Source organism: Pseudomonas sp. JUb42 (genome assembly GCF_024807945.1).
In the GTDB taxonomy this organism is placed as follows: domain Bacteria; phylum Pseudomonadota; class Gammaproteobacteria; order Pseudomonadales; family Pseudomonadaceae; genus Aquipseudomonas.
On the sequence record NZ_JANUFD010000004.1, the window covers coordinates 272073 to 293070 of the forward strand.

Consider the following 20998-nt stretch of genomic DNA (forward strand, 5'->3'; position numbering starts at 1 on the left):
GCCCTCCCGGCAAAAGCCGGTCCTACAGGGATATGGCGCAGGATTTTAGCCAATCATGCGCAACGCCGAGCCAGCCGTCTTGGCGGGCTCGACCCCATGAATACTGGCAACGCGATGCTTGAGCATGCCGCCATTACGGCGATTGGCTACTGCATTGATCTCCGCCAGAACCGACAAGGCGACGCTCTCAGGTGTATCGCCCCCCAGGTCCAGGCCGACCGGATAATGCAGTCCAGCGAACGCAGGCTGTTCGCGCAAGCCGTGGTCCATTTCATCCAGCAAACGTTCGGTGCGGCTGCGCGGACCGAGCTGGCCGATATACACCGGTTGCGCGTTCAGCGCGGCTTCCAGCCAGTGGCGGTCCTGGCTGTAGCTGTGAGTCATGATCACCACTGCGGCGCCGTCGAGCACGTCAGGCAGAGGCTGATTGAGCGTCATGGCCAGGACCTGATCGGCCTCGGGGAAGCGCTCGGCACGCGCATACTGCGGTCGTGCGTCGATAACGGTGGTATGCCAGCCCTGCAAACGTGCCATGCCCAGCAACGGCGCAGCATCATGGCCTGCACCGAAAATCACCAGACGCCGAGGCGCCGGAATGAACTCCAGCAGCACTTCGACGGTTCCGCCGAGACCTTCATACAAGCAGCTCGCCGAACGCCCCAGGGTCAGCACCGCCTGCAAGTCTTCGGCAATGCTGGCGGCCAGACCCTGATCGCGCATCTCGCTCAACAGACCATCGACCGGCGCCAGGGCCAGGCGCTCGCCAATAGCGGTAAAGCGCGGGTTCTGTGTATCGATCACGGTCGCCAACGCAGCAGGCTGCTGACTGGTCTGCACCTGCCGCAGCATCTGCACCGGCAGCGAAAACTGCCCCGCCATGACCCGTTCGAACAGAATATGCACCGTACCGTTGCAGCCCAGTCCGAAACTCAGTTCCGCCTCTTCCAGGTCGTCATCGTCTTCGCCGGTGCTATAGGTACGGATAACCGGCTTGCCGCTCTCGGTCAGCCACCAGGCCTTTTTGCTGACGTCGCTTTCCAGGCAACCGCCGCTGACCGTACCTGTAGCGCCGCCCAACTGTGGAATGATCATGCGCGCGCCCGGGCGGCGATAGGCCGAGCCTTCGACCTTGATCACCGTGGCGATGACTGCATCCTGTCCTTGCGCCTGCGCAGCGTCCAGTGCAGCGAGCAGTTGCGATTGATCGTTCATCGGATGTCCCCTGAACCTGATAAAGCCATCCCCATAGTCGCAGACCCGCAGGCACGACAATTGAATCGGCGTTGCATGAATTGAATGACCAGGAGGCCTTGATTCAAGACCGATGCCATTGTGACGGCAGGCGGTGAATTAAATTCATTATCTGTCGTACGACATGGAACATTCATCGAACAGCGAACATCATACCCATTTGCCCTATAAACAGCTGAGCACCGTTAAGACCGGAGAACGCCCTGATGAGCAGCCCTGCAAGCGAATGCTACGAAACCGCTGAGCCCCAGACTCTGCTGCAACGCTACCGCAGCATGCGCAGCCGTAGCGAACAGTTGATCGCACCGCTGGACGCCGAGGATATGGTCGTGCAGTCGATGCCCGATGCCAGCCCGGCCAAATGGCACATGGCCCATACCACCTGGTTTTTCGAAACCTTCCTGCTCAAGGACGCGCTTGCCGATTACCCGATTTTCGATGCGAACTTCGCCTACCTGTTCAATTCCTACTACGAAGCCCTCGGCCCGCGCCATCCACGCCCCCAGCGCGGGCTAATGACTCGTCCCGGCGTGGATCGGGTGCTGGCCTATCGCAAGCATGTCGATGAGCATATGGCCGCGCTGCTGCAATCTCCCCAATCCGAGGAGCTGCGCAGCCTGATCGAACTGGGCCTGGCCCATGAAGAGCAGCATCAGGAACTGCTGTTGATGGACATCCTCCATCTGTTCAGCCTGTCGCCCCTGCGCCCGGCTTACGACACGCAATGGCCACGGGATCTGCCGGGGCGTCGCGGTCAATTCAAACCGCTCAAGGGCGGCCTGACCCAGATCGGCCATGCCGGGCCGGATTTCGCGTTTGACCATGAAGGCCCGCGCCACACGACCTACCTGCAACCCTTCGAGATCAGTGACCGTCTGGTGACCAATGGCGAATGGCTGGCATTCATGCGCGACGGCGGCTATCGCCAGGCTGGCCTGTGGTTGTCCGCAGGCTGGAGCCTGATTCAGGACAATGGTTGGGATGCGCCGATGTACTGGCAGCACGACGAGCAACAGGGTTGGCAGTGCATGACCCTGCGCGGCATGGAGGCCATCGACCCGGATGCCCCCGTCACACACATCAGCTATTACGAAGCCGCCGCTTTTGCCCACTGGGCCGACGCCCGCCTGCCCACCGAGGCTGAATGGGAAGCCGCCGCCGTCGCCGGGCTGCTGGAACAGGTCGACGATGTCGCGTGGCAATGGACGCAAACGGCCTTTAACGCCTACCCCGGCTTTCGGCCGGCATCCAGTGCAGTAGGCGAATACAACGGCAAGTTCATGATCAACCAGATCGTCCTGCGCGGCGGCGCCAGCAACACCTCACCGGGGCATTGCCGGGCGACCTACCGCAATTTCTTCCCGACTGAAAAGCGCTGGGTGTGTTCGGGGTTACGGCTGGCGCGGGATGCGCGGTTGCCGGAAGGGCTCTGATCAGCAGATGCAATAAATAATGTAGGACCGGCCTTAGCCGGGAGCAGCTGGTCCTGATTTAAAATATACGACGGATGTACCGGCTTCCTCCCGGCTAAAGCCGGTCCTACGTAAATCAGGTGCCGGTTGCGCCGCCCCTATCGCAAAAATGCCCACTCTGCCTGTCACATTTGCCAATTGTCTTTTGCAGGTGCACTGCTAGTGTGTCTGGCACATGCAAAACAATAAAAATTGCAGGGAGCTAGTAATGAGTTCACAGGTTTTACCTGCCCATGCCGCTGACCGGCAACCGGTCAACGACAGCATTCTGGTCGAGGTGCGCAACCACATCGGGCACCTGACCCTGAACCGCCCGGCCGGGCTGAATGCCATCGATCTGGACATGGTCCGCACGCTGCACCGGCAACTCGAGTTGTGGGCTGAGGATGATGCCTTGCATGCCGTAGTCCTGCGTGGCGCCGGGGACAAGGCCTTCTGCGCCGGCGGTGATATCCGCGCACTGTACGACAGTTACAAAAGTGGCCAGCGCCTGCATCTGGACTTTTTCGAAGAGGAATACGCTCTGGATCTGGCGATCCACCACTACCGCAAGCCGGTGCTGGCGCTGATGGACGGTTTTGTCCTCGGTGGTGGCATGGGGCTGGTGCAGGGGGCCGATCTGCGGGTGGTCACCGAACGCAGCCGCCTGGGCATGCCGGAAGTCGCCATTGGTTATTTCCCGGATGTCGGCGGCAGTCATTTCCTGCCACGGGTGCCCGGCGAGCTGGGCATCTATCTCGGGGTCAGCGGCGTACAGATTCGCGCCGCCGACGCGCTGTACTGCGGCCTGGCCGACTGGTGCCTGAACAGCGACATGCTGCCACGCCTGGACCATATGCTCGATCACCTGGCCTGGAAGAAAAACCCGCTCAAGGATCTGCAAGGCGTACTGGCAAAAATCGCCACTCAACGCCTGCCCAATCCCCCACTTGAGCAACTGCGCCCGGTCATCGATCACTTCTTCGCTCTGCCGGACCTGGCGAGCATCATCGAACAACTGCGTGCGGTCACCGTCGCCGACACTCATGAATGGGCCCTGGCCACCGCCGGACTGCTGGAAAGCCGCTCGCCCCTGGCCATGGCGGTGACGCTTGAGCTGCTTCGTCGCGGCCGTCATCTGTCACTGGAAGACTGCTTTGCCCTCGAATTGCATCTGGACCGCCAGTGGTTTGCCCGTGGCGATCTACTCGAAGGCGTGCGTGCCCTCATTATCGATAAAGACAAGAAGCCACACTGGAACCCACCCCGCGTGCAGGAACTGAACGCCGAGCATGTGGCGAGTTTCTTCAGTGGCCAGGAGAACTGAACCATGCAAGACCTGGAATTGAGCGAAGAACAGATCATGATCCGCGACATGGCTCGCGAATTCGCCCGCAACGAAATCGCCCCCCATGCCCAGCGCTGGGAAAAGGCTGGCTGGATCGACGATGCGATGATCAGCAAGATGGGCGAGCTGGGCTTGCTCGGCATGATCGTCCCGGAACAATGGGACGGCACCTATATCGATTACGTCGCCTACGCCCTGGCCGTAGAGGAAATCTCGGCAGGCGACGCCGCTACTGGCACCTTGATGAGTGTGCACAGTTCGGTAGGCTGCGGCCCGCTGCTCAAGTACGGCAGCCCCGAACAACAGCAGGAGTGGCTGCCGCGCCTGGCCAGCGGCAGTGCCATTGGCTGCTTCTGCCTGACCGAGCCCCAGGCCGGATCAGAAGCCCACAACCTGCGTACCCGCGCCGAGCTGCGTGACGGCCAGTGGATCCTCAATGGCGCCAAGCAGTTCGTCAGCAACGGCAAGCGCGCGCAACTGGCCATTGTCTTTGCCGTGACCGATCCGGATCTGGGCAAGAAAGGCCTGTCGGCATTCCTCGTACCCACCGATACCCCCGGCTTCAGCGTCGATCGCAGCGAACACAAGATGGGCATCCGCGCCTCTGACACCTGCGCAGTCACCCTCAATGACTGCCACATTCCCGCCGCCAACCTGCTGGGCGAACGCGGCAAGGGCCTGGCGATTGCCTTGTCCAATCTGGAAGGCGGGCGCATCGGCATCGCCGCTCAGGCCCTGGGGATCGCCCGGGCGGCGTTCGACGCCGCGTTACTCTATGCCCGCGACCGGGTGCAGTTCGACAAACCGATCATCGAGCACCAGAGCGTGTCGAACATGCTCGCCGACATGCACACCCGCATCAACGCCACGCGCCTGCTGGTGTTGCATGCGGCGCGCTTGCGCAGTGCCGGCAAGCCCTGCTTATCGGAAGCGTCCCAGGCCAAGCTGTTCGCCTCGGAGATGGCCGAATGGGTCTGCTCCAAGGCGATCCAGATCCATGGCGGCTACGGCTATCTGGAGGACTACCCGGTAGAGCGCTATTACCGCGATGCCCGCATCACCCAGATCTACGAAGGCTCCAGTGAAATCCAGCGCCTGCTGATTGCCAGGGAGCTGCGTCACTATCTCGCATAAGCGGGCTCACGGAACCGGCTGCGGCGACGGTACGACAGCGGATAGCGGGGGCACCGGGGCGGTATAGCGTTGGCGCCCCAAAAGCGTGATAAGCAAGGCAACGGAGTCGGCATTTTTCAGCATCAACTCCCGTCGCTTCACGGCATCACTAAGGAACACCGCACGCGCCTGGGGCAATGCGAACGTGTTGGTGACATCCAGGATCGTCGAAAACTCGGCGCCGTCAGCATCGACAAAGTCACGCCACTGGTGCCCCTCCAACGTGACGAACAGGTCGGCCGGTGGTGACATATGGGAAAAGCCCTGAGTCCGTAACCGTACCAGTTCCCGCTTGATCATCGCTTTGAACGCATCCGCCTCATCCAGCAGGTCAGGGAAAGGTGCCGCCGCCCTGACATAGGCCAGGTCGTGGGTATCGAGCGCCATATGGGACAGCTCATGCAGCAGGATGGTGGCGCGAAAATGCGTGCCGGTATTAAAGCCCGAGATCGTAAATAACTGCCGGTTGAGATCCCGCCCCGGGATGGAGAAATACTCGTCGGTGAGGTAGATACGCTTTTGCGGATCGCTCTTGGAGATAAAAGCCGTAGTGCCTTCCTGGCCGGGACGGTTTTGCCCGATAACGAATCGATCGGAGGTGTAAGGCCTCAGGCTCGGGTCGCTGAACTCCCTGAATAACATCGTCACTTTGCTCTTGACCTCGGTGAGCAGTTGGCTATCGACGGTCGTCACGCCGAAAAATTCGCTCAGTATCTGACTGACTCGCGCATCCAGCTGATGCAACGGATTGAGGTTGGTCAGACAGGTCTCCAGATAATTCACCGCCTGGTGATACGCCTCAATGATCATCCGCGCTTTGTAACGTGCCGACGTGCGAATCTCCCGCATGCCGTAAAACTCAGGAACGAAAATCTGCTCGACCATGGACGGTGTCAGGCTGGAAGCGCGCAGCCTGCTGACAGTGCCACCGCCGCCGTACAGGCCCAGCTGCAGATCCAGCTCCCAGTGCTGCTGGCCGTTCAGTTTTATCCGCGGGCCTTTCTGGGTATCGTCGATGATGTGCCAATGATTGCTGGCAAACTGCACCCGATAGACCTGCCCGACCACTGCGGCGTATTGGCGTCTCGTTGCCGGGTCCCGGTAGACATTGAGCAAGGGATCTTTTTCCAGGGTGTTCAAGGCCACGTCATGCACCTCGAACAGCCGCAGACGGCTTTTCAGTGCCGGGGTCAGTTGGGAGTTTCTCCAGGAAAATGTCGGCAGGCCGGTCAGAACCGTTTCGGTTGCGGTTGGCTCGTGCCTGTTGCTCTTAATATCTTCCTTGCCGCTGCGAAATGAAATGATGCCCCCTATCGCCGCAGACATCTCCGACAGGGCCTTGCCCCATTGCTGATCATAAACGGCCTCGAACGAAGCCTTGAACAAGCTTTGGCTCTGCAGCAGGTTGATGAGCATGCCCAGCCTGCCTGGCGTGAACATGAGAATCTGGTCAACCCCCAGGCCCATCAGGTAAACAAACGCATCCCAATCGGCCTGGGCCGTGGTCACCGTCTGCTTACGGCTCATGGACTTGAGCACACTAAAGGTTTCAACAAACAGGAACTGCAGCGCGTTACCCATAACCGGGGCTTCCCCCAGGGTCACTGTTTCTCGCTGCGGTATGGGATCGTCGAACGACGCCCCGACAATCCATGGCACATGTGCTTCAAGGAACCCGCCGTTGCTGTAACGCGCGATTCGCTTGGGATCAAGACGCCCCAGCACGATCGCCTGCAAGGACGGCGACGAACGCAGTTCGGTCAGCAAGTGCGCCTCATCGCGAAACTCCTTGAAACTGTAGGAATGATTGAACAACGCATGCAGGATCACCGGCCCCTGGGTCCGATCCTTCGGGCCAATCAGGTACGCCCCCTCGACAGGGTCCACCGGCATGCCCGCACGCGGCAGCAATTGCAGGGGGCGCAAGGTGATGTCCTGTCCCAGCACCTGCTGGCGGGCAAGACCGTCGGGCATATCGAGCAAGCCTTCGATATAAGCGTACGCCTTGGCGCTTAGCAGGTTGCGCATCTTCAGTTCGAGCGCAACGATCAGCATGCGCGACGGTATCTGGGCGATGAAGCGCTCGCGGCGCAGGACATACTCCGGATCGCGCACATCCAGCCTGCTTTCCAGCATGACGCGGTAGTGATGTCCTACATCCAGCTTGCTTACCAGAGTATTGACATACTGAGGAGTCAGCCCCGCCGGGACAGGGGTATCGGGCACAAATTCAAGGGTCAGCAGCGCATTCTGCAGTTCGGCAAAGTGATTGAGGGCAAACAGCGTCAGGCTTTCCTGATAGACCTGAGTCACAGCCGCGATACCGGAGGGTGTATCGCCAATGGCAACGGGAGTGCCCACATAACGAGTCATTTTCACCGTTATGGCGTCGGAATCCAGGGCGTAATCGGGGAAGTCCAGCTTGAGTTGCTTTTGCAGCGCCTGGGCGGAAAAACTCTTGAGCCCGGCAATGCCGGACAGGAAGTCCTCACTGGGGGTATTACTCAGATAGTAGCGTTCAAGCATCTGAACGTAGCTCACCAGATCGTCGACTGAGGCGGCTTTAAGCCAGTCGAGGATCTGCACGGTGTAGCTCAGGTTCTGAATTTCCGACGACAGCAAGTCAACGGCCAGGGACAGTTTGTCATCGCTCTGGGCGATCTCGACAAAGCGATTGAACAGCGCGGCGGGAAGCCGACTGGCCACGGATCGATCCAGTGCCTGGGAAATACCGGCGATGTGTCGGGCCTGTTCGTTACGCTGCAACTCCCGGATAAAGTGTCCCTCGACCGACGAAAGGCTGACTTTCAGAGGTGAGCGATTCGGCGTACGCAGATGCTCGCGCAATACCCACTGATCTGCATCGCTGAACAGTGACAAGTACCTGTCCTGAAAATCGCCGGTACTCAAGCGCTCATCGAGTTTCTCTTCCAGAGCTTGCTGCGTGCGGAAAAGATCCAGGCCGGAAATGACCGACCAGAACAGCTTGAGCCGTTCACCGTGTGCGGGATGGCGCAGGAGAAACACATTGGTCATGGGCAGTGGTGCTTGCCGACCGTCGATAATCACTGAGACGGAGCACACCTCAACCCGTTCATCACCGAAGACTTCACGCAGGTTCGCCACAGGCCGCGTCAGGACCTGGGTGATGGCGTTGAGAATGTACTCGGTCATGAAACCACTGCGCTTGAGCAACAGGCTGTCCAGGTACAGCAGTTCATGGAGTATTTGCGTGCCAGTCGCTTCAGGCTCCAGTCGCCGCTCAGGCAAGCGCAGGGAGCGCCCCATATAACGCTGCACCAGTGCTAGGTGATCGATAACGAAGCCGTCGGCAACACGTGTCGTCAGGTGATCGATCAGGCCGGGGGTCAAGAGAGGCTCGGGCAGGAGAGCGCTGCCATCACTGCTATGACGCACTATCCGGCTGCCAGTGGGCAAGTTTGCGGCGCGCAGGCCCATGACCCGGTCCAACAGCAGGTCGGGCAGGTCAATGTTCGTACTAACGGAGCGCGCCGTGTCACTCGTACCGCCATTGTCTACCCACTGTACGACGATGCTTTGCGCATCAGGGGCCGCCGCCCCCATCGCTGCCAGATACTCATCAAGCGCTGCACAGGCATGACGTCGGGGGTCAGGACAATTCTGTATCCGTTGCCGGGTGAGAGACTCCAGCGCAACAACCTGATCACCCCAGGACATCAGGGCCGGATCCCTGGACGTCAGCAGATCGCGCACGATCTGAACCTTGCGCGGCTCAGGCACGGGAACGGCCTCCGGCCAGCGTCGGGTAAAGGCCTGAAGCTGGCCAAGCCAGCGGCCACCCCCGTCAAGGCGCAACAAGCGGCGATCCACCAGGTGACGGATATCCAGAGCATCATCGACCATCGCGGCAAGGGCGCCAAAATCCTTGCGTGGCTGATCGAGAACGAACTCAAGGTTCTCCAACTGCAACGCGATGATCGAGTCGCTGATCTCGATAAACAGTGCATCCTTGACCGCCGCAGAGCTCAGTGAGAAAGAGGCCGCGGCCCTCAGCAGAAGCTGATCGCTGGCGCTCAGATAATGCAATAACTCCTCACGACCGATCATACTGGCGCAATACTCGGCCAGAGCAGCGCTGTCCTGGAACCGACGCAGACCGTTGATAGTCGAGTACAACAGCAGGCCGGGCCAGTTATCGCAGGTCAGGGTAAACAACCCCGCCAGCAGTTTCGGTTCCTGTGCACCCAGCCTGATTGCCAACCGATGGGTCTGAGCCCGATATTCCAGGGCCAGACGCACGGCCATGGGCTGCAGCAGGCTCGCCAACTGACGGAACTCATCCGCACCGAAGGTGCCGTCCTCGCAGCGGCTCAGCAGCTCCTGATGGAAGGTTTCTGCTACCGCCTGCGCCAGCACTTCGCGCTGTGTCGTGCCCTTGTCGTCGGGCTCATCCCAAAAGCCATGGAGCAAGGCCGCATACGCTGATTTGAATTGCGTACAGGTGCGGGTCAACGCCTGTTGACAAACCGCCGCGACCTCTTCGTTGAGCAATTTCCCCGTGTTGCCAAGCCATTGGCGCTTCTTTCCCGCCCCCGGAACATCGTCCATGAAGTCACCGACCAGAGCCTGTTCCAGAGTCTGCAAACGGAGCACGGAGTTCAGGGGGATGCTCTCGGCCGCCTGCGGTTCGTCGCGAACAATCTGGATTGCCAGGCCTTTTACATCAATCGTGGTATCGGGCAAGGCAGCACCCAGATTGTCGATCAGGGTGTCGGCCAAAGCCTCGCGCAGGGAGGGCAGGCGCTGCAGGACCTGATTGAGCAGACGCAGATACTGCATCTGCTGATCGACCAACAGGTACATGCGCTGCTCAAAGGGGTCGCCTTCGAGCAACTGGTATTCGAAGGTTCCGTTACCGCTGGCCTCCTCGGAAAAGAGCCGCTTGACCGCGACAAGCAAGGCATCTCGAGTGTCAAAACGCATCAGGCCGTATAGCAGGGTATCGAGATAAACCGTCCCGACTGCGGAATCCCGGCTGCTGAGTAACAGCGCGCCGGTCATTTCCGAGCCTGCCAGCGAGCCGTCCTCAAGCAGCAGGCGGTCTACCCGCGGCGGGTTCAACGGTACATCGTTGTCGTCGCCCAGAGTTCCCAATTGCGCCAGCCAGCGGCGCTCGTCGGCAGAAATACCGCCATCGCGAAACGCGTCATCGACGTTCTGGATAAATCGTCGTCGCAGCAGTTCGATCTGAAAATGAGCGGAGAGTATAGAAGTCATCAAGCCTGTCCTTTTCACGCTGAAACCCCGTGCGAGCAAGGCGCACGGGGTCGAGAATGAAAAAGAGCTTAATGAGGGACGCCTCGGAGAAAGCGGTAGATAGATACTCGCCGCTGCTTATTTCGCTCAGACGTGTCTGGCCACCCAGGCCGCGTAGGCGTCGATGAACGTCTGCAGGAATGGCCGGGTTTTCTCGGACAACGTGCCGGACTCATCGAAGAAGGACCCGGCATTGCCCAGGTAGGCTTCCGGCTGCTGCATGCAGGGCACGTTGAGGAAGACCAGGGACTGGCGCAGGTGATGGTTGGCTCCAAAACCGCCGATGGCGCCCGGCGATGCACTGAGTACCGCACCGGGTTTGCCGGACCAGGCACTCTGCCCGTAAGGGCGCGACCCTACATCGATGGCGTTTTTCAGCACGCCGGGCACCGAACGGTTGTACTCCGGAGTCACGAACAGAACGCCATCGGCGGCATTGAGCTGCAGGCGGAATGCCGCATAGGTTGGCGGCGTATGGGTAGCGGTATCGATGTCTTCGTTGTACAGCGCCAGTTCGCCAATTTCGACGATATACAGCTTCAGGCTGGGAGGAGCCAGGTCAGCCAGGGCCTGGGCGATCTTGCGGTTGATCGAATCCTTTCTGAGACTGCCGACAACTACTGCAATTGAATAGATCTGGCTCATGGCATACATCCGTTATCAGTTCAGGAAAAATCGGAACTGTAGTTATAGATGATCCTGCCTCCCTGCCTTGCCTTAATTCGCACGTTGCCCATTAACGGCCATGAACCCGGTATTTTTTCGCCAGAAGAAAACTACATGGAAAAACATCGGTCTACAGAGCGCCTGCAAAGATGTTACAAGTCTTGGCTGGCACAGAGTCAGCCCACATCGATGGCAGGCTGGCGTGGTAAACAAGCGGTTATTTTCAGAGGTTACAAAGCAAATGGTTGCAGTTCTGGTTGGAAAATTTCATGCAAGGGACGCGGAGGGACGGGTCTACTCGGTGCATGAGTTCCAGGAATCTTCGCCCGCCGGGGCTGAACCTGGCGCCAGCGCGCCGGTTTCGAGCTACCGTCTGGCGATCGGCGACCGTGTGACGCATCTGGGTGGCGACGATTTCGAACTATTGCAGTCCGGCGTGAAGATGACGCGTACGCCCTGATTTAACGCTCCTTGTTATAGCGAGGCTTGCCCGCGAAAAAATCGGTATATCCGACACTTTTTTTGAGGCTCAAAAGCCGCCTTCGCGGGCAAGCCTCGCTCCAGCAGGGCGGAATCAGGCGCTAGCTAAAACAATAGATACCAGAACACCGCCGCCTCGCGGCTCTGCGGGTTGATACCGCGATATCGCAGGTGATCGACCCCGCCCACGACAAAACCGCAGCGCTCGTATAAACGACAGGCCGCCAGGTTGTTGTTCTGGGTTTCCAGCATCACCCCTGCCAATTCGCGCTTGCGACTCCAGAACTGCGCCACGTCCAACAGTGACCGGGCTACGCCATGACGGCGCGCCGACACATCCACTGCCAGTTCATCGACTCGGGCAAAGCCATTCCAGTGGGTGCTGAGCACGATATGGCCGACTGCCCGCTCGCCCAGCCAGGCCACCAGAATGGTGCTGTCGGCTGCATCGCGGTAATCGCAGAACTCCTGAGAGTCGATGCCGTAATTCTTGCAATAGGGCTCAACGGCTTCGACCGGCCAGCTATCGACAGGCTCGCCTGGGCAAACCTGAGCGTAACCGCTGACGGTGAAGGTGAATTCGCTGTTGAGGATGTAATCCTCGAAGCATTCGTCTGCGACGCGAATGCTCAGGCCCGTCTCTGCCATCGGGTTACCTGCTGTCAGGCGTTGGCCTGGGCCTCAAGCAATTGCACCCATAACGCCGGAGCACCCGCCGACTTGGCGATGATCGCCAGGCGCGCTTCGTGAGCGGCCAGCTCTTCGTCGCTGGCGCGAATGATCCGCGCGGGGGGACGGGTGGCGGGCAGGCGACGAATTTCGCTGGCCTGGCTGCCGGAACCGTCGCCCGAACCATGACCATCGGAAGAGTTACCCGCCAGGGACAGGCTGGTCTGGCCGCCAGTCATGGTCAGGTAGACGTCGGCGAGAATCTCCGAGTCGAGCAAGGCGCCGTGCAGTTCGCGGCCGGAGTTGTCGACGCCGTAGCGCTTGCACAGGGCATCGAGGCTGTTGCGCTGGCCGGGGTGCCGCTCACGGGCCATCTGCAGAGTGTCGAGCACCGTGCAATACTGGGTGATATCGACACGGTCCTGCTGACCCAGAAGGGCGAATTCGTTGTTGATGAAGCCAACGTCGAACGGCGCGTTATGGATGATCAGCTGCGCGCCCTTGATGAATTCGTAGAACTCATCGGCCACTTCGGCGAAACGCGGCTTGCCTACCAGGAATTCGTTGGTGATGCCGTGTACCCCGATCGCCCCTTCGTCGCTTTCGCGGTCGGGTTGCAGGTACACGTGAAAATGCCGCCCGGTCAGGCGGCGGCCGATCAACTCGACGCAACCGATCTCGATGATGCGGTGGCCGTCGGTAACCGGCATGCCGGTGGTTTCGGTATCGAGGACGATCGATCTGTTATCTGTGTTTTGCACTGCCATTGCCTTGCTGCCTCATCTACAGGCGGCGATCTTAGCACGCTGCAAACGGCCATGAGCCTGCATCACGCCCTGCGGTCGCCGGCATTATCCCAGGCGGGCGCTGCGCACTTCATCGACGCCACGGTTGGCCAACTGGTCGGCACGCTCGTTGCCCGCATGGCCGATGTGCCCGCGTACCCACTGCCATTTGACGTTGTGGCGGCTGACCTGCTCGTCGAGCTGTTTCCACAGATCGGCATTCTTGACCGGCTCTTTGGCGGCAGTCTTCCAGCCGCGCTTCTTCCAGTTGGTCATCCACTCGGTGATGCCCTTCATCACGTATTGCGAGTCAGTCACCAACAACACATCGCAGGGCCGCTTGAGTTCTTCCAGGCCGCGAATGGCGCCGAGCAGTTCCATACGATTGTTGGTGGTGTTGGCTTCGCCGCCCCACAACTCCTTTTCCACGCCCTTGCAGATCAGCAAGGCGCCCCAGCCGCCGGGACCGGGATTGCCCTTGCAGGCGCCATCGGTGAAGAGCTCAACACTGTCGTTCATTTATGTCTTTCCGTAAGAATGCAGCCCCGCGTAGGAGCGGCTTTAGCCGCGAGCATCGCATTCGCGGCTAAAGCCGCTCCTACGGGGTTTCATTCCAATTCAATAAGGTGGTTCAGGAATCCGGTCCACCGCGATTGACCTTGGCCATCGGCAGCGGGATCAGCTTGCCCATGGGCTCGCGACGCGCCTGGCGCAAGGGTCGAAGGCCGACCACCAATTTGCGCGCCACCAATAGATAGAAGCCGCCACCGGGGCTCTGCCAACCGTCGCCCAGACGCTCAAGTCCCGCCAGACGCGACTGCCAGGCAGCCGAGGCAAGCGGCGGACGATAGCACCCGAAGCGGCGTTTCTCCAGTGCGAAGCCCAGCAGGTTGAGCCAGTCCGCGACCCGTGAAGGTGAAATGCAGCGCGCTTTGCGCAAGGCGTCTCTGGCAAAGACATGGCGCAGGCCCCAGGTGCTCCAAGGATTGATCCCGACGATCAGCAGATGCCCGCCCGGACGCACGCTGCTGGCAGCTTCGCGCAGCAGGCCGTGGGGCGACAGGCAGAAATCCAGGCCATGTTGCAGCACCACCACATCGGCGGCGTGCTCGCTCAGGGGCCAGGCCTGTTCTTCACAGACGATCTCGACGCCGGGCAAAGGCGCCCCCAGGCGTACGTTGCGTTGCACCTGCTGGGCGACGGGCGGGTTTTGCGCCGAAGGCCCGTAATGCACCAGATAACCACCGAAGTAACGCCCCAGCTCCTCTTCCAGAACCTGGCGCTCTTCCTCCAGCAACAGCCGCCCCAAAGGCCCGGAAAGCCACTCGCGGGCCGAACTGATCAATGCCAGCCATTCAGGATCGGCTTGGGCGAACGCTTTATCGGTCATGTGTGATCTCCTCCGAGGGGGTGCTCGCACCGAGCGGGTTCAGAGCCTAGGCTCTATACGAAATGTATCTGCGGGCTCCGCGCGTGATGCTGCGTTGAAAACAGGCTCGGACGACTGAAAGGAGAACGTCCGAAGGACGGCCCGAAGGGGCCGCGTAGCGAATAATGCTCATTTACAGCCAGTAAAGTCGAGCGCGACCCCGGCCGTTCCTCGCCTGTTTTCGCCTTGCCTGACCTTCGCTCGAAAACATTTCGTATAGAGCCTAAGATGCACCATTGTCTTCCGCCATGCGAAGTGCGCCATGATACAGATCGATGCCCTGCCCGCTTTCAACGACAATTACATCTGGTTGTTGCAAGATGCTTCCAGCCGCCGCTGTGCCGTGGTCGACCCCGGTGATGCCGCGCCGGTGCTGGCCTGGCTGGAAAAAAATCCCGGCTGGCAACTGAGCGACATTCTGGTCACTCACCATCATCACGACCATGTCGGCGGTGTCGCCGAGCTCAAACAGGCCAGCGGCGCCCGGGTCCTGGGCCCGGCAACGGAAAACATCCCGGCACGGGACATCGCCCTGAGCGACAACCAGCACATCGAGGTGCTGGGCCTGGACTTCGAGATCTACACCGTACCTGGCCATACCCTCGGCCATGTGGCTTTTTACCATGCCGACGCGCAACGGCCGCTGCTGTTCTGCGGCGACACGCTGTTCGCCGCCGGTTGCGGGCGCCTGTTCGAAGGCACACCGGAACAAATGCACCACTCCCTCAGCCGCCTCAGCGCCCTGCCCGGCAACACTCTGGTCTACTGCACCCACGAATATACCTTGAGCAATCTGCGCTTTGCCGTGGCCGTGGAGCCGGACAATTGCGATATCGCCGAGCGTTTTGCTCAGGTCAGCCGCTGGCGCGAAGAAAATCGCATCAGCCTGCCGTCCACCATCGAACTGGAACTGCGCACCAATCCATTTATACGGACCCATGAAACATCCGTTAAAGAAAAAGCGGACGAACGGACCGGCACCGACAACGCCTCGCCAAGCGCGATTTTTGCCAGCCTCAGGGCTTGGAAAGATAAGTTCTAAGGGACCACCAAAGCCGCACAAAAATTCACAATGGTTGACCATCGGCAGGACGCTTCCTAGAATCGCCCGACATTTTCGCCTGGACTCTCTCCCAGACAATGTCGTCAACCCTGATAAAAGCCATTAATTCCGGTGCCCTGACCCGGTTGGCACAAGCCGTGGCCGTTGCCTTGAGCGCGACCCTGGTCGGCTGCCAGACCAGCAGCACACTTGAGCCTGACGCGGCCACTCATCGTGTGCCCAATCTTGCCGCCGGAATCAAGCAGAAGCCGGTGTTCCTGACGCACAAACCCAGCCCCCTGGCACCGCCGCAGGATGTCTGGGAGCGTATGCGCCAGGGCTTTCAGCTGCAACAGGGCAACGATATGAACCCGCGCATCGAGCAACAGCGCCTGTGGTTCGCCAACAACCCGTCGTTCCTGGAAAACGCCAGTGAACGCGGCAGCCTCTACATGCATTACATCGTCGAGCGCCTGGAAGAACGCAACATGCCCCAGGAGCTGGCCCTGCTGCCAGTGATCGAAAGCGCCTACAACCCCATGGCCCTGTCGCGCAGCAATGCGGCCGGCCTGTGGCAGTTCATCCCGTCCACCGGCCGCTATTTCAGCCTGCGCCAGACCAACTTCTACGATGGCCGCCGCGACATCCAGGCGTCCACCGTCGCCGCGCTGGACTACCTGACCCGCCTGCACGACATGTTCAACGGCGACTGGCTGCTGGCCCTGGCGGCCTACAACGCCGGTGAAGGCACCGTCAGCCGGGCCATCGAGCGTAACGAAAAGCTCAATCTGCCGACTGACTACTGGAACCTGCCGCTGCCTCAGGAAACCCGCGACTACGTGCCCAAGCTGCTGGCCCTGTCGCAAGTGGTCCTGGCGCCGGAAGCCTACGGCGTGAACCTCAACCCGATCGCCAACGAACCCTACTTCGAAGTCGTCGAGCTGAACCAGAGCGTCGATCTGAACAAGGTCGCGGCCATGGCCGATATCGATCAGGACGAGCTGTTCCAGCTCAACCCGGCCTTCAAGAAGCGCATGACCATCGATGGCCCGCAGCACCTCTTGGTGCCGACGTCCAAGGCGCAGTTGCTCAGCGCCAACCTGAAGATGAAGTCGGACGAGTTGCTGGTGGACTGGCAGCAGGTGCGCAAGGGCAAACAGGAAGCCCTGGCGAGCAATGACAAGCCGGTTCGCGGCCGCACCTACAAGATCAAGGCCGGTGACAACCTGACCAGCATCGCCAAGGCGAACAGGGTCGAGGTCAAGGATATCCAGCACTGGAACCAGCTCTCCGGCAAGGACCTCAAGGTCGGCCGGGTTCTGGTCATGTCGGCACCCGGCAGCGCCGCGCCAAAGGGCTCGACCAAGGGCCGGATCAACCAGACCATCGCCGCCAAGGCTCCGGCCAAAGGCGCCGACAAGGCAGTCGCCAGCAGCGGTGAAGGCGACAAAAAGTCCATGCAGTACAAGATCCAGAAAGGTGACTCAATGTATCTGGTCGCCAAGCGCTTCAACGTCGAGATGCAACATCTCAAGCGCTGGAACCCACGTACCGGCCAGGCGCTCAAGCCGGGTCAGACCCTGACCGTCTATCTGCCGCATTGATGCCATGACCCGCCCGCGCCGGACAACCCGGGCGGGTCGCCAGCGCCTTTGCCGTGCCGCGCTTTTTCGTGTCGATACAAGCTGTTACTGTTGCCGGTCTATGGATCGGATGCCTGAATTGATACGCCCTCTGCTGCTCCTCATGAGCCTGGCCTTGAGCGCTCCCGCAACCGCAACCATCAGTGAAAGCCATGGTTATGCGCAGTTCGGGGTGTTGAAGTACCCGGCCAGCTTCACTCATTTCGACTGGGTCAACCCCGAGGCGGCGAAAGGCGGCACCCTGCGTTTCATGGCCTTCGGCACGTTCGACACGCTCAACCCCTACACCCTAAAGGGCAGCAGCCCGGTCTCGACGCCCAATTTCCTGCAATACGGCATCAACGAGCTGAACGAGCCGCTGATGGTCGGCACCGGTCAATACGACCCGTCCGGCGACGAACCAACCTCCAGCTATGGCCTGATCGCCGAGAGTGTCGAGTACAGCGAAGACCGCAGCTGGGTGGTGTTCAACCTGCGTCCCCAGGCACGTTTCCATGACGGCAAGCCAATCACCGCCTATGACGTGGCGTTTTCCTACCGCACCCTGCTCAAGGACGGCCATCCGCAATACCGCACGGCCCTGCAGGAAGTGCAGCGGGTCGATATCCTCAATCGCCAGCGCATCCGTTTCGTCTTCAAGCGCTCGGGCAATCCGCTGCTGATCCTGCGCCTGGGCGAATTGCCGGTGCTGCCGCAGCATTACTGGGAAAAGCGCGACTTCAAGGCCACCACCTTCGAACCGCCTCTGGGCAGCGGGCCATATCGCATCACGCACGTACAACCGGGGCGGCAATTGGTGTTCGAACGGGTCAAGGATTATTGGGGCAAGGACCTGCCGGTCAATCGCGGCAAGTACAATTTTGATCGCGCCATAGTCGAATTCTACCGCGACAGCGACGTGGCCTTCGAAGCCTTCAAGGCCAACGAATTCGACATTTATATCGAACATCAAGCCAAGAACTGGGCCAATGGCTACAACTTCCCTGCCGTGAGCAACGGCCAGGTGATCAAGGCGCAGATCCCCCACCGGATCCCTACCCAGACCCAGGGCCTGTTCATGAACACCCGCCGGGGCACCTTCGCCGATATCAAGGTGCGTGAAGCTCTGGGCCTGATGTTCAATTTCGAGTGGACCAACCGCACCCTGTTCAACGATGCCTACCGCCGCTCGACCAGCTATTACCCCAACAGCGAGTTTGCCGCCACCGGCGTGCCGAGTGGCCGCGAGTGGTTGGTGCTGACGCCGTTCAAGGACCCATTGCCTGCCAACCTGTTTACCCAGCCATTCAGCGTGGCGAAAACCGACGGCGGTGGTATTCCCCGGGATACCCTGCGCCAGGCTCTGGGTCTGCTGGCCGAAGCAGGCTGGAAGTTGTCCGATCAGCGTCTGGTCAACAAGAACGGCCAGCCGCTGCGTTTCGAAATTCTGCTGGTCAATCCCAATCTCGAACGCATCCTGCAACCCTATATCGAAGATCTGCGCCATATCGGCATTGACGCCGGACTGCGCACCGTTGACCGGGCGCAGTACAAACAGCGCCTGGACCAGTTCGACTTCGACATGATCCTCATGACCCTCGGCCAGACCCTGAGCCCCGGCCTGGAACAGTGGCAGTACTTCCACTCCAGCCAGGCGACGATCAAGGGCAGCAAGAACTACGCAGGCATTGCCAACCCGGTGGTGGACCAGTTGCTCAACCAACTGCTGGCGGCGCAATCCCGTGATGAACAAGTGGCCACCGCCCGCGCCCTGGACCGGGTCCTGCTGGCCGGGCACTACATGATTCCGAATTGGTATCTCAACAATCATCGTCTGGCCTGGCGCAATCGATTCGCCATGGTCACTACCCCGCCCTACACCCTCGGGCTGCGCGCGTGGTGGCTCAAATCTGCGGAGAAAACTCAATGACCTTCCTACGCTCGCTGCGCATTCAGGCCAGCGGCCTGTTGCTGCTGAGCCTGGCCTGCGCGGCACAGGCAGCGCCGGAACATGCCCTGACGCTGTATGGCGAAGCGCCCAAGTACCCGGCCGACTTCAAGCATTTCGACTACGTCAATCCCGATGCGCCCAAGGGCGGTTTGTTCCGCCAGGCCGGGTCTGGTGGTTTCGACAGCCTCAATCCATTTATCGGCAAGGGCGTCCCCGCCGACGATATCGGCATGATCTACGACACCCTGGCCCGGCAAAGCCTGGACGAGCCGTTCACTGAATACGGGCTGATCGCCAGCAAGATCGAAAAGGCCCCGGACAACAGTTGGGTACGCTTCTACCTGCGCCCGGAAGCGCGCTTCCATGATGGTCACCCTATCCGTGCCGAAGATGTGGTGTTCACCTTCCAGACCCTGATCAAAAGCGGTGCGCCGCTGTACCGCAGCTATTACGCCGATATCGACGAAGCCGTGGCGGAAACCCCGTTGCAGGTGCTGTTCAAATTCAAGCACACCAACAACCGCGAGCTGCCGCTGATCATTGGCCAGTTGCCGGTACTGCCCAAGCACTTCTGGGAAAACCGTGATTTCACCAAGGGCAACCTCACCGTGCCGTTGGGCAGCGGCCCGTATAAGGTCGGCCAGGTCAAGGCCGGGCGCTCGATCAGCTACACCCGGGTCAAGGATTACTGGGGCAAGGACCTGCCGATCAACAAAGGCCAGTACAACTTCGACGTGATGTCCGTGGACTATTACCGCGATAACAACGTCGCCCTGGAAGCCATGAAGGCCGGTCAGTTCGACTACTGGCTGGAAAGCACAGCGAAGAACTGGGCCACCGCCTACGACATTCCGGCAGTGCGCGAAGGCCGCCTGATCAAGGAAGAAATCCCCAACGGCAACCCCACCGGCATGCAGGGTTTTGTCTTCAACATTCGTCGGCCGATTTTCCAGGACGTGCGCGTGCGCCATGCCCTGAGCCTGTTGATGGACTTCGAGTGGACCAACAAGCAGCTGTTCAACGGCGCTTACAGCCGCGCCTACAGTTACTTTTCCAATTCCGACATGGCCTCCCGAGGCCTCCCGTCCCCGGCCGAGCTGGATATTCTCAACCCGTTGCGCGGGCAGATCCCGGACGAAGTGTTCACCCAGGCCTTCACCCTGCCGGTCACCGATGGCAGCGGCATGATTCGCCCGCAACAGCGCCAGGCCTTCCAGTTGTTGCAGGAAGCCGGCTGGAAAATCGTCGACGACAAGATGGTCGATACCCAGGGCAAACCGGTCAGCCTGGAGTTTCTTCTGGCCCAGCCGGAGTTCGAGCGGGTGCTGTTGCCGTTCAAGCGCAATCTGAGCGATCTGGGTATCGAACTGGTGCTGCGCCGGGTCGATGTATCGCAATACATCACTCGCCGCCGCACCCGTGACTTTGACATAACCATCGGCACCTTTCCCCAGTCCAGCTCCCCCGGAAACGAACAGCGTGAATACTGGGATTCGTCCAGTGCCGACAAACCGGGCAGCTACAACCTGATCGGCCTGAAAAGCCCGGCCATCGATACACTGGTGGACGGCCTGATCAACTCCGACACCCGGCAGAGCCTGATCGATCATGCCAAGGCCCTGGACCGTGTGCTGCTGTGGGGTTACTACGTGATCCCCAATTGGTACATCAAGACCTGGCGCGTGGCCTATTGGAACCATATCGCCCACCCCAAGGTGCCGCCGCTGTATGACGTCGGCATTTCCACCTGGTGGATCAAGCCCGATGCCAAGCCTGCGGTAGAAATACCGCCGGTAGACACCCAGGCCCCTGCGCCTGGCACGGAGCAATAAC

General features: G+C 60.2%; 15 protein-coding genes. 8 read left to right on the plus strand and 7 right to left on the minus strand.

The genetic code is table 11. From position 1 onward, the window contains the following. Positions 1 to 45: 45 nt before the first annotated feature. Positions 46 to 1212: an XdhC family protein gene (locus M2401_RS10185; protein WP_259102299.1), complete on the minus strand. Its 1167-nt coding sequence runs from the start codon at positions 1210 to 1212 to the stop codon at positions 46 to 48. 245 nt (positions 1213 to 1457) lie between these two features. Here M2401_RS10185 and egtB point away from each other — a divergent pair, with 245 nt between their 5' ends. The 3 genes from egtB (at position 1458) to M2401_RS10200 (ending at position 5184) form a co-directional block, all read left to right on the plus strand. Continuing rightward, positions 1458 to 2684, plus strand: a complete 1227-nt coding sequence (gene egtB / locus M2401_RS10190; RefSeq protein ID WP_259102302.1) for an ergothioneine biosynthesis protein EgtB — start codon at positions 1458 to 1460, stop codon at positions 2682 to 2684. Between the two features lie 247 nt (positions 2685 to 2931). Next, on the plus strand, positions 2932 to 4029 hold the full coding sequence (locus tag M2401_RS10195; protein WP_259102304.1) for an enoyl-CoA hydratase/isomerase family protein: 1098 nt from the start codon (positions 2932 to 2934) through the stop codon (positions 4027 to 4029). Between the two features lie 3 nt (positions 4030 to 4032). After that, positions 4033 to 5184, plus strand: coding sequence for an acyl-CoA dehydrogenase family protein (locus tag M2401_RS10200; protein ID WP_259102307.1), 1152 nt, complete (start codon positions 4033 to 4035; stop codon positions 5182 to 5184). 6 nt (positions 5185 to 5190) lie between these two features. Here M2401_RS10200 and M2401_RS10205 read toward each other — a convergent pair whose 3' ends face one another. Beyond that, positions 5191 to 10482 carry a dermonecrotic toxin domain-containing protein gene (locus M2401_RS10205; protein WP_259102308.1) on the minus strand — a complete coding sequence of 1764 codons (5292 nt, stop codon included), beginning with the start codon at positions 10480 to 10482 and terminating at the stop codon, positions 5191 to 5193. Between the two features lie 126 nt (positions 10483 to 10608). Further along, positions 10609 to 11166, minus strand: a complete 558-nt coding sequence (locus tag M2401_RS10210; protein ID WP_259102311.1) for an NADPH-dependent FMN reductase — start codon at positions 11164 to 11166, stop codon at positions 10609 to 10611. Between the two features lie 262 nt (positions 11167 to 11428). On the opposite strand from M2401_RS10210, the gene M2401_RS10215 reads away from it, so the two are divergent. Next, positions 11429 to 11647 carry a hypothetical protein gene (locus M2401_RS10215; protein ID WP_259102696.1) on the plus strand — a complete coding sequence of 73 codons (219 nt, stop codon included), beginning with the start codon at positions 11429 to 11431 and terminating at the stop codon, positions 11645 to 11647. A gap of 125 nt (positions 11648 to 11772) precedes the next feature. Here M2401_RS10215 and M2401_RS10220 read toward each other — a convergent pair whose 3' ends face one another. The 4 genes from M2401_RS10220 to M2401_RS10235 form a co-directional block, all read right to left on the minus strand. Continuing rightward, on the minus strand, positions 11773 to 12315 hold the full coding sequence (locus tag M2401_RS10220) for a GNAT family N-acetyltransferase (RefSeq protein ID WP_259102313.1): 543 nt from the start codon (positions 12313 to 12315) through the stop codon (positions 11773 to 11775). 14 nt (positions 12316 to 12329) lie between these two features. After that, a complete protein-coding gene (gene dnaQ / locus M2401_RS10225) occupies positions 12330 to 13103 on the minus strand; it encodes a DNA polymerase III subunit epsilon (RefSeq protein ID WP_259102316.1) in 774 nt (257 codons plus the stop codon). Between the two features lie 84 nt (positions 13104 to 13187). Further along, a complete protein-coding gene (rnhA, locus tag M2401_RS10230) occupies positions 13188 to 13640 on the minus strand; it encodes a ribonuclease HI (protein ID WP_259102319.1) in 453 nt (150 codons plus the stop codon). A 112-nt stretch (positions 13641 to 13752) separates the two neighbouring features. After that, positions 13753 to 14511 (minus strand): class I SAM-dependent methyltransferase, encoded by a 759-nt coding sequence (locus tag M2401_RS10235; protein WP_259102320.1) that lies wholly within the window; start codon positions 14509 to 14511, stop codon positions 13753 to 13755. 301 nt (positions 14512 to 14812) lie between these two features. Here M2401_RS10235 and gloB point away from each other — a divergent pair, with 301 nt between their 5' ends. The 4 genes from gloB (at position 14813) to M2401_RS10255 (ending at position 20997) form a co-directional block, all read left to right on the plus strand. Next, entirely contained in the window at positions 14813 to 15592 is a 780-nt protein-coding gene (gene gloB, locus M2401_RS10240; RefSeq protein ID WP_259102322.1) for a hydroxyacylglutathione hydrolase, read from the plus strand. Between the two features lie 98 nt (positions 15593 to 15690). Continuing rightward, complete coding sequence (locus M2401_RS10245) at positions 15691 to 17196, plus strand: lytic transglycosylase domain-containing protein (protein ID WP_259102325.1); 1506 nt, start codon at positions 15691 to 15693, stop codon at positions 17194 to 17196. Between the two features lie 109 nt (positions 17197 to 17305). Then, positions 17306 to 19144: an extracellular solute-binding protein gene (locus tag M2401_RS10250; protein ID WP_259102327.1), complete on the plus strand. Its 1839-nt coding sequence runs from the start codon at positions 17306 to 17308 to the stop codon at positions 19142 to 19144. After that, a complete protein-coding gene (locus M2401_RS10255; RefSeq protein ID WP_259102329.1) occupies positions 19141 to 20997 on the plus strand; it encodes an extracellular solute-binding protein in 1857 nt (618 codons plus the stop codon). The genes M2401_RS10250 and M2401_RS10255 overlap by 4 nt, the downstream gene beginning before the upstream one ends. Position 20998: the final 1 nt, after the last annotated feature.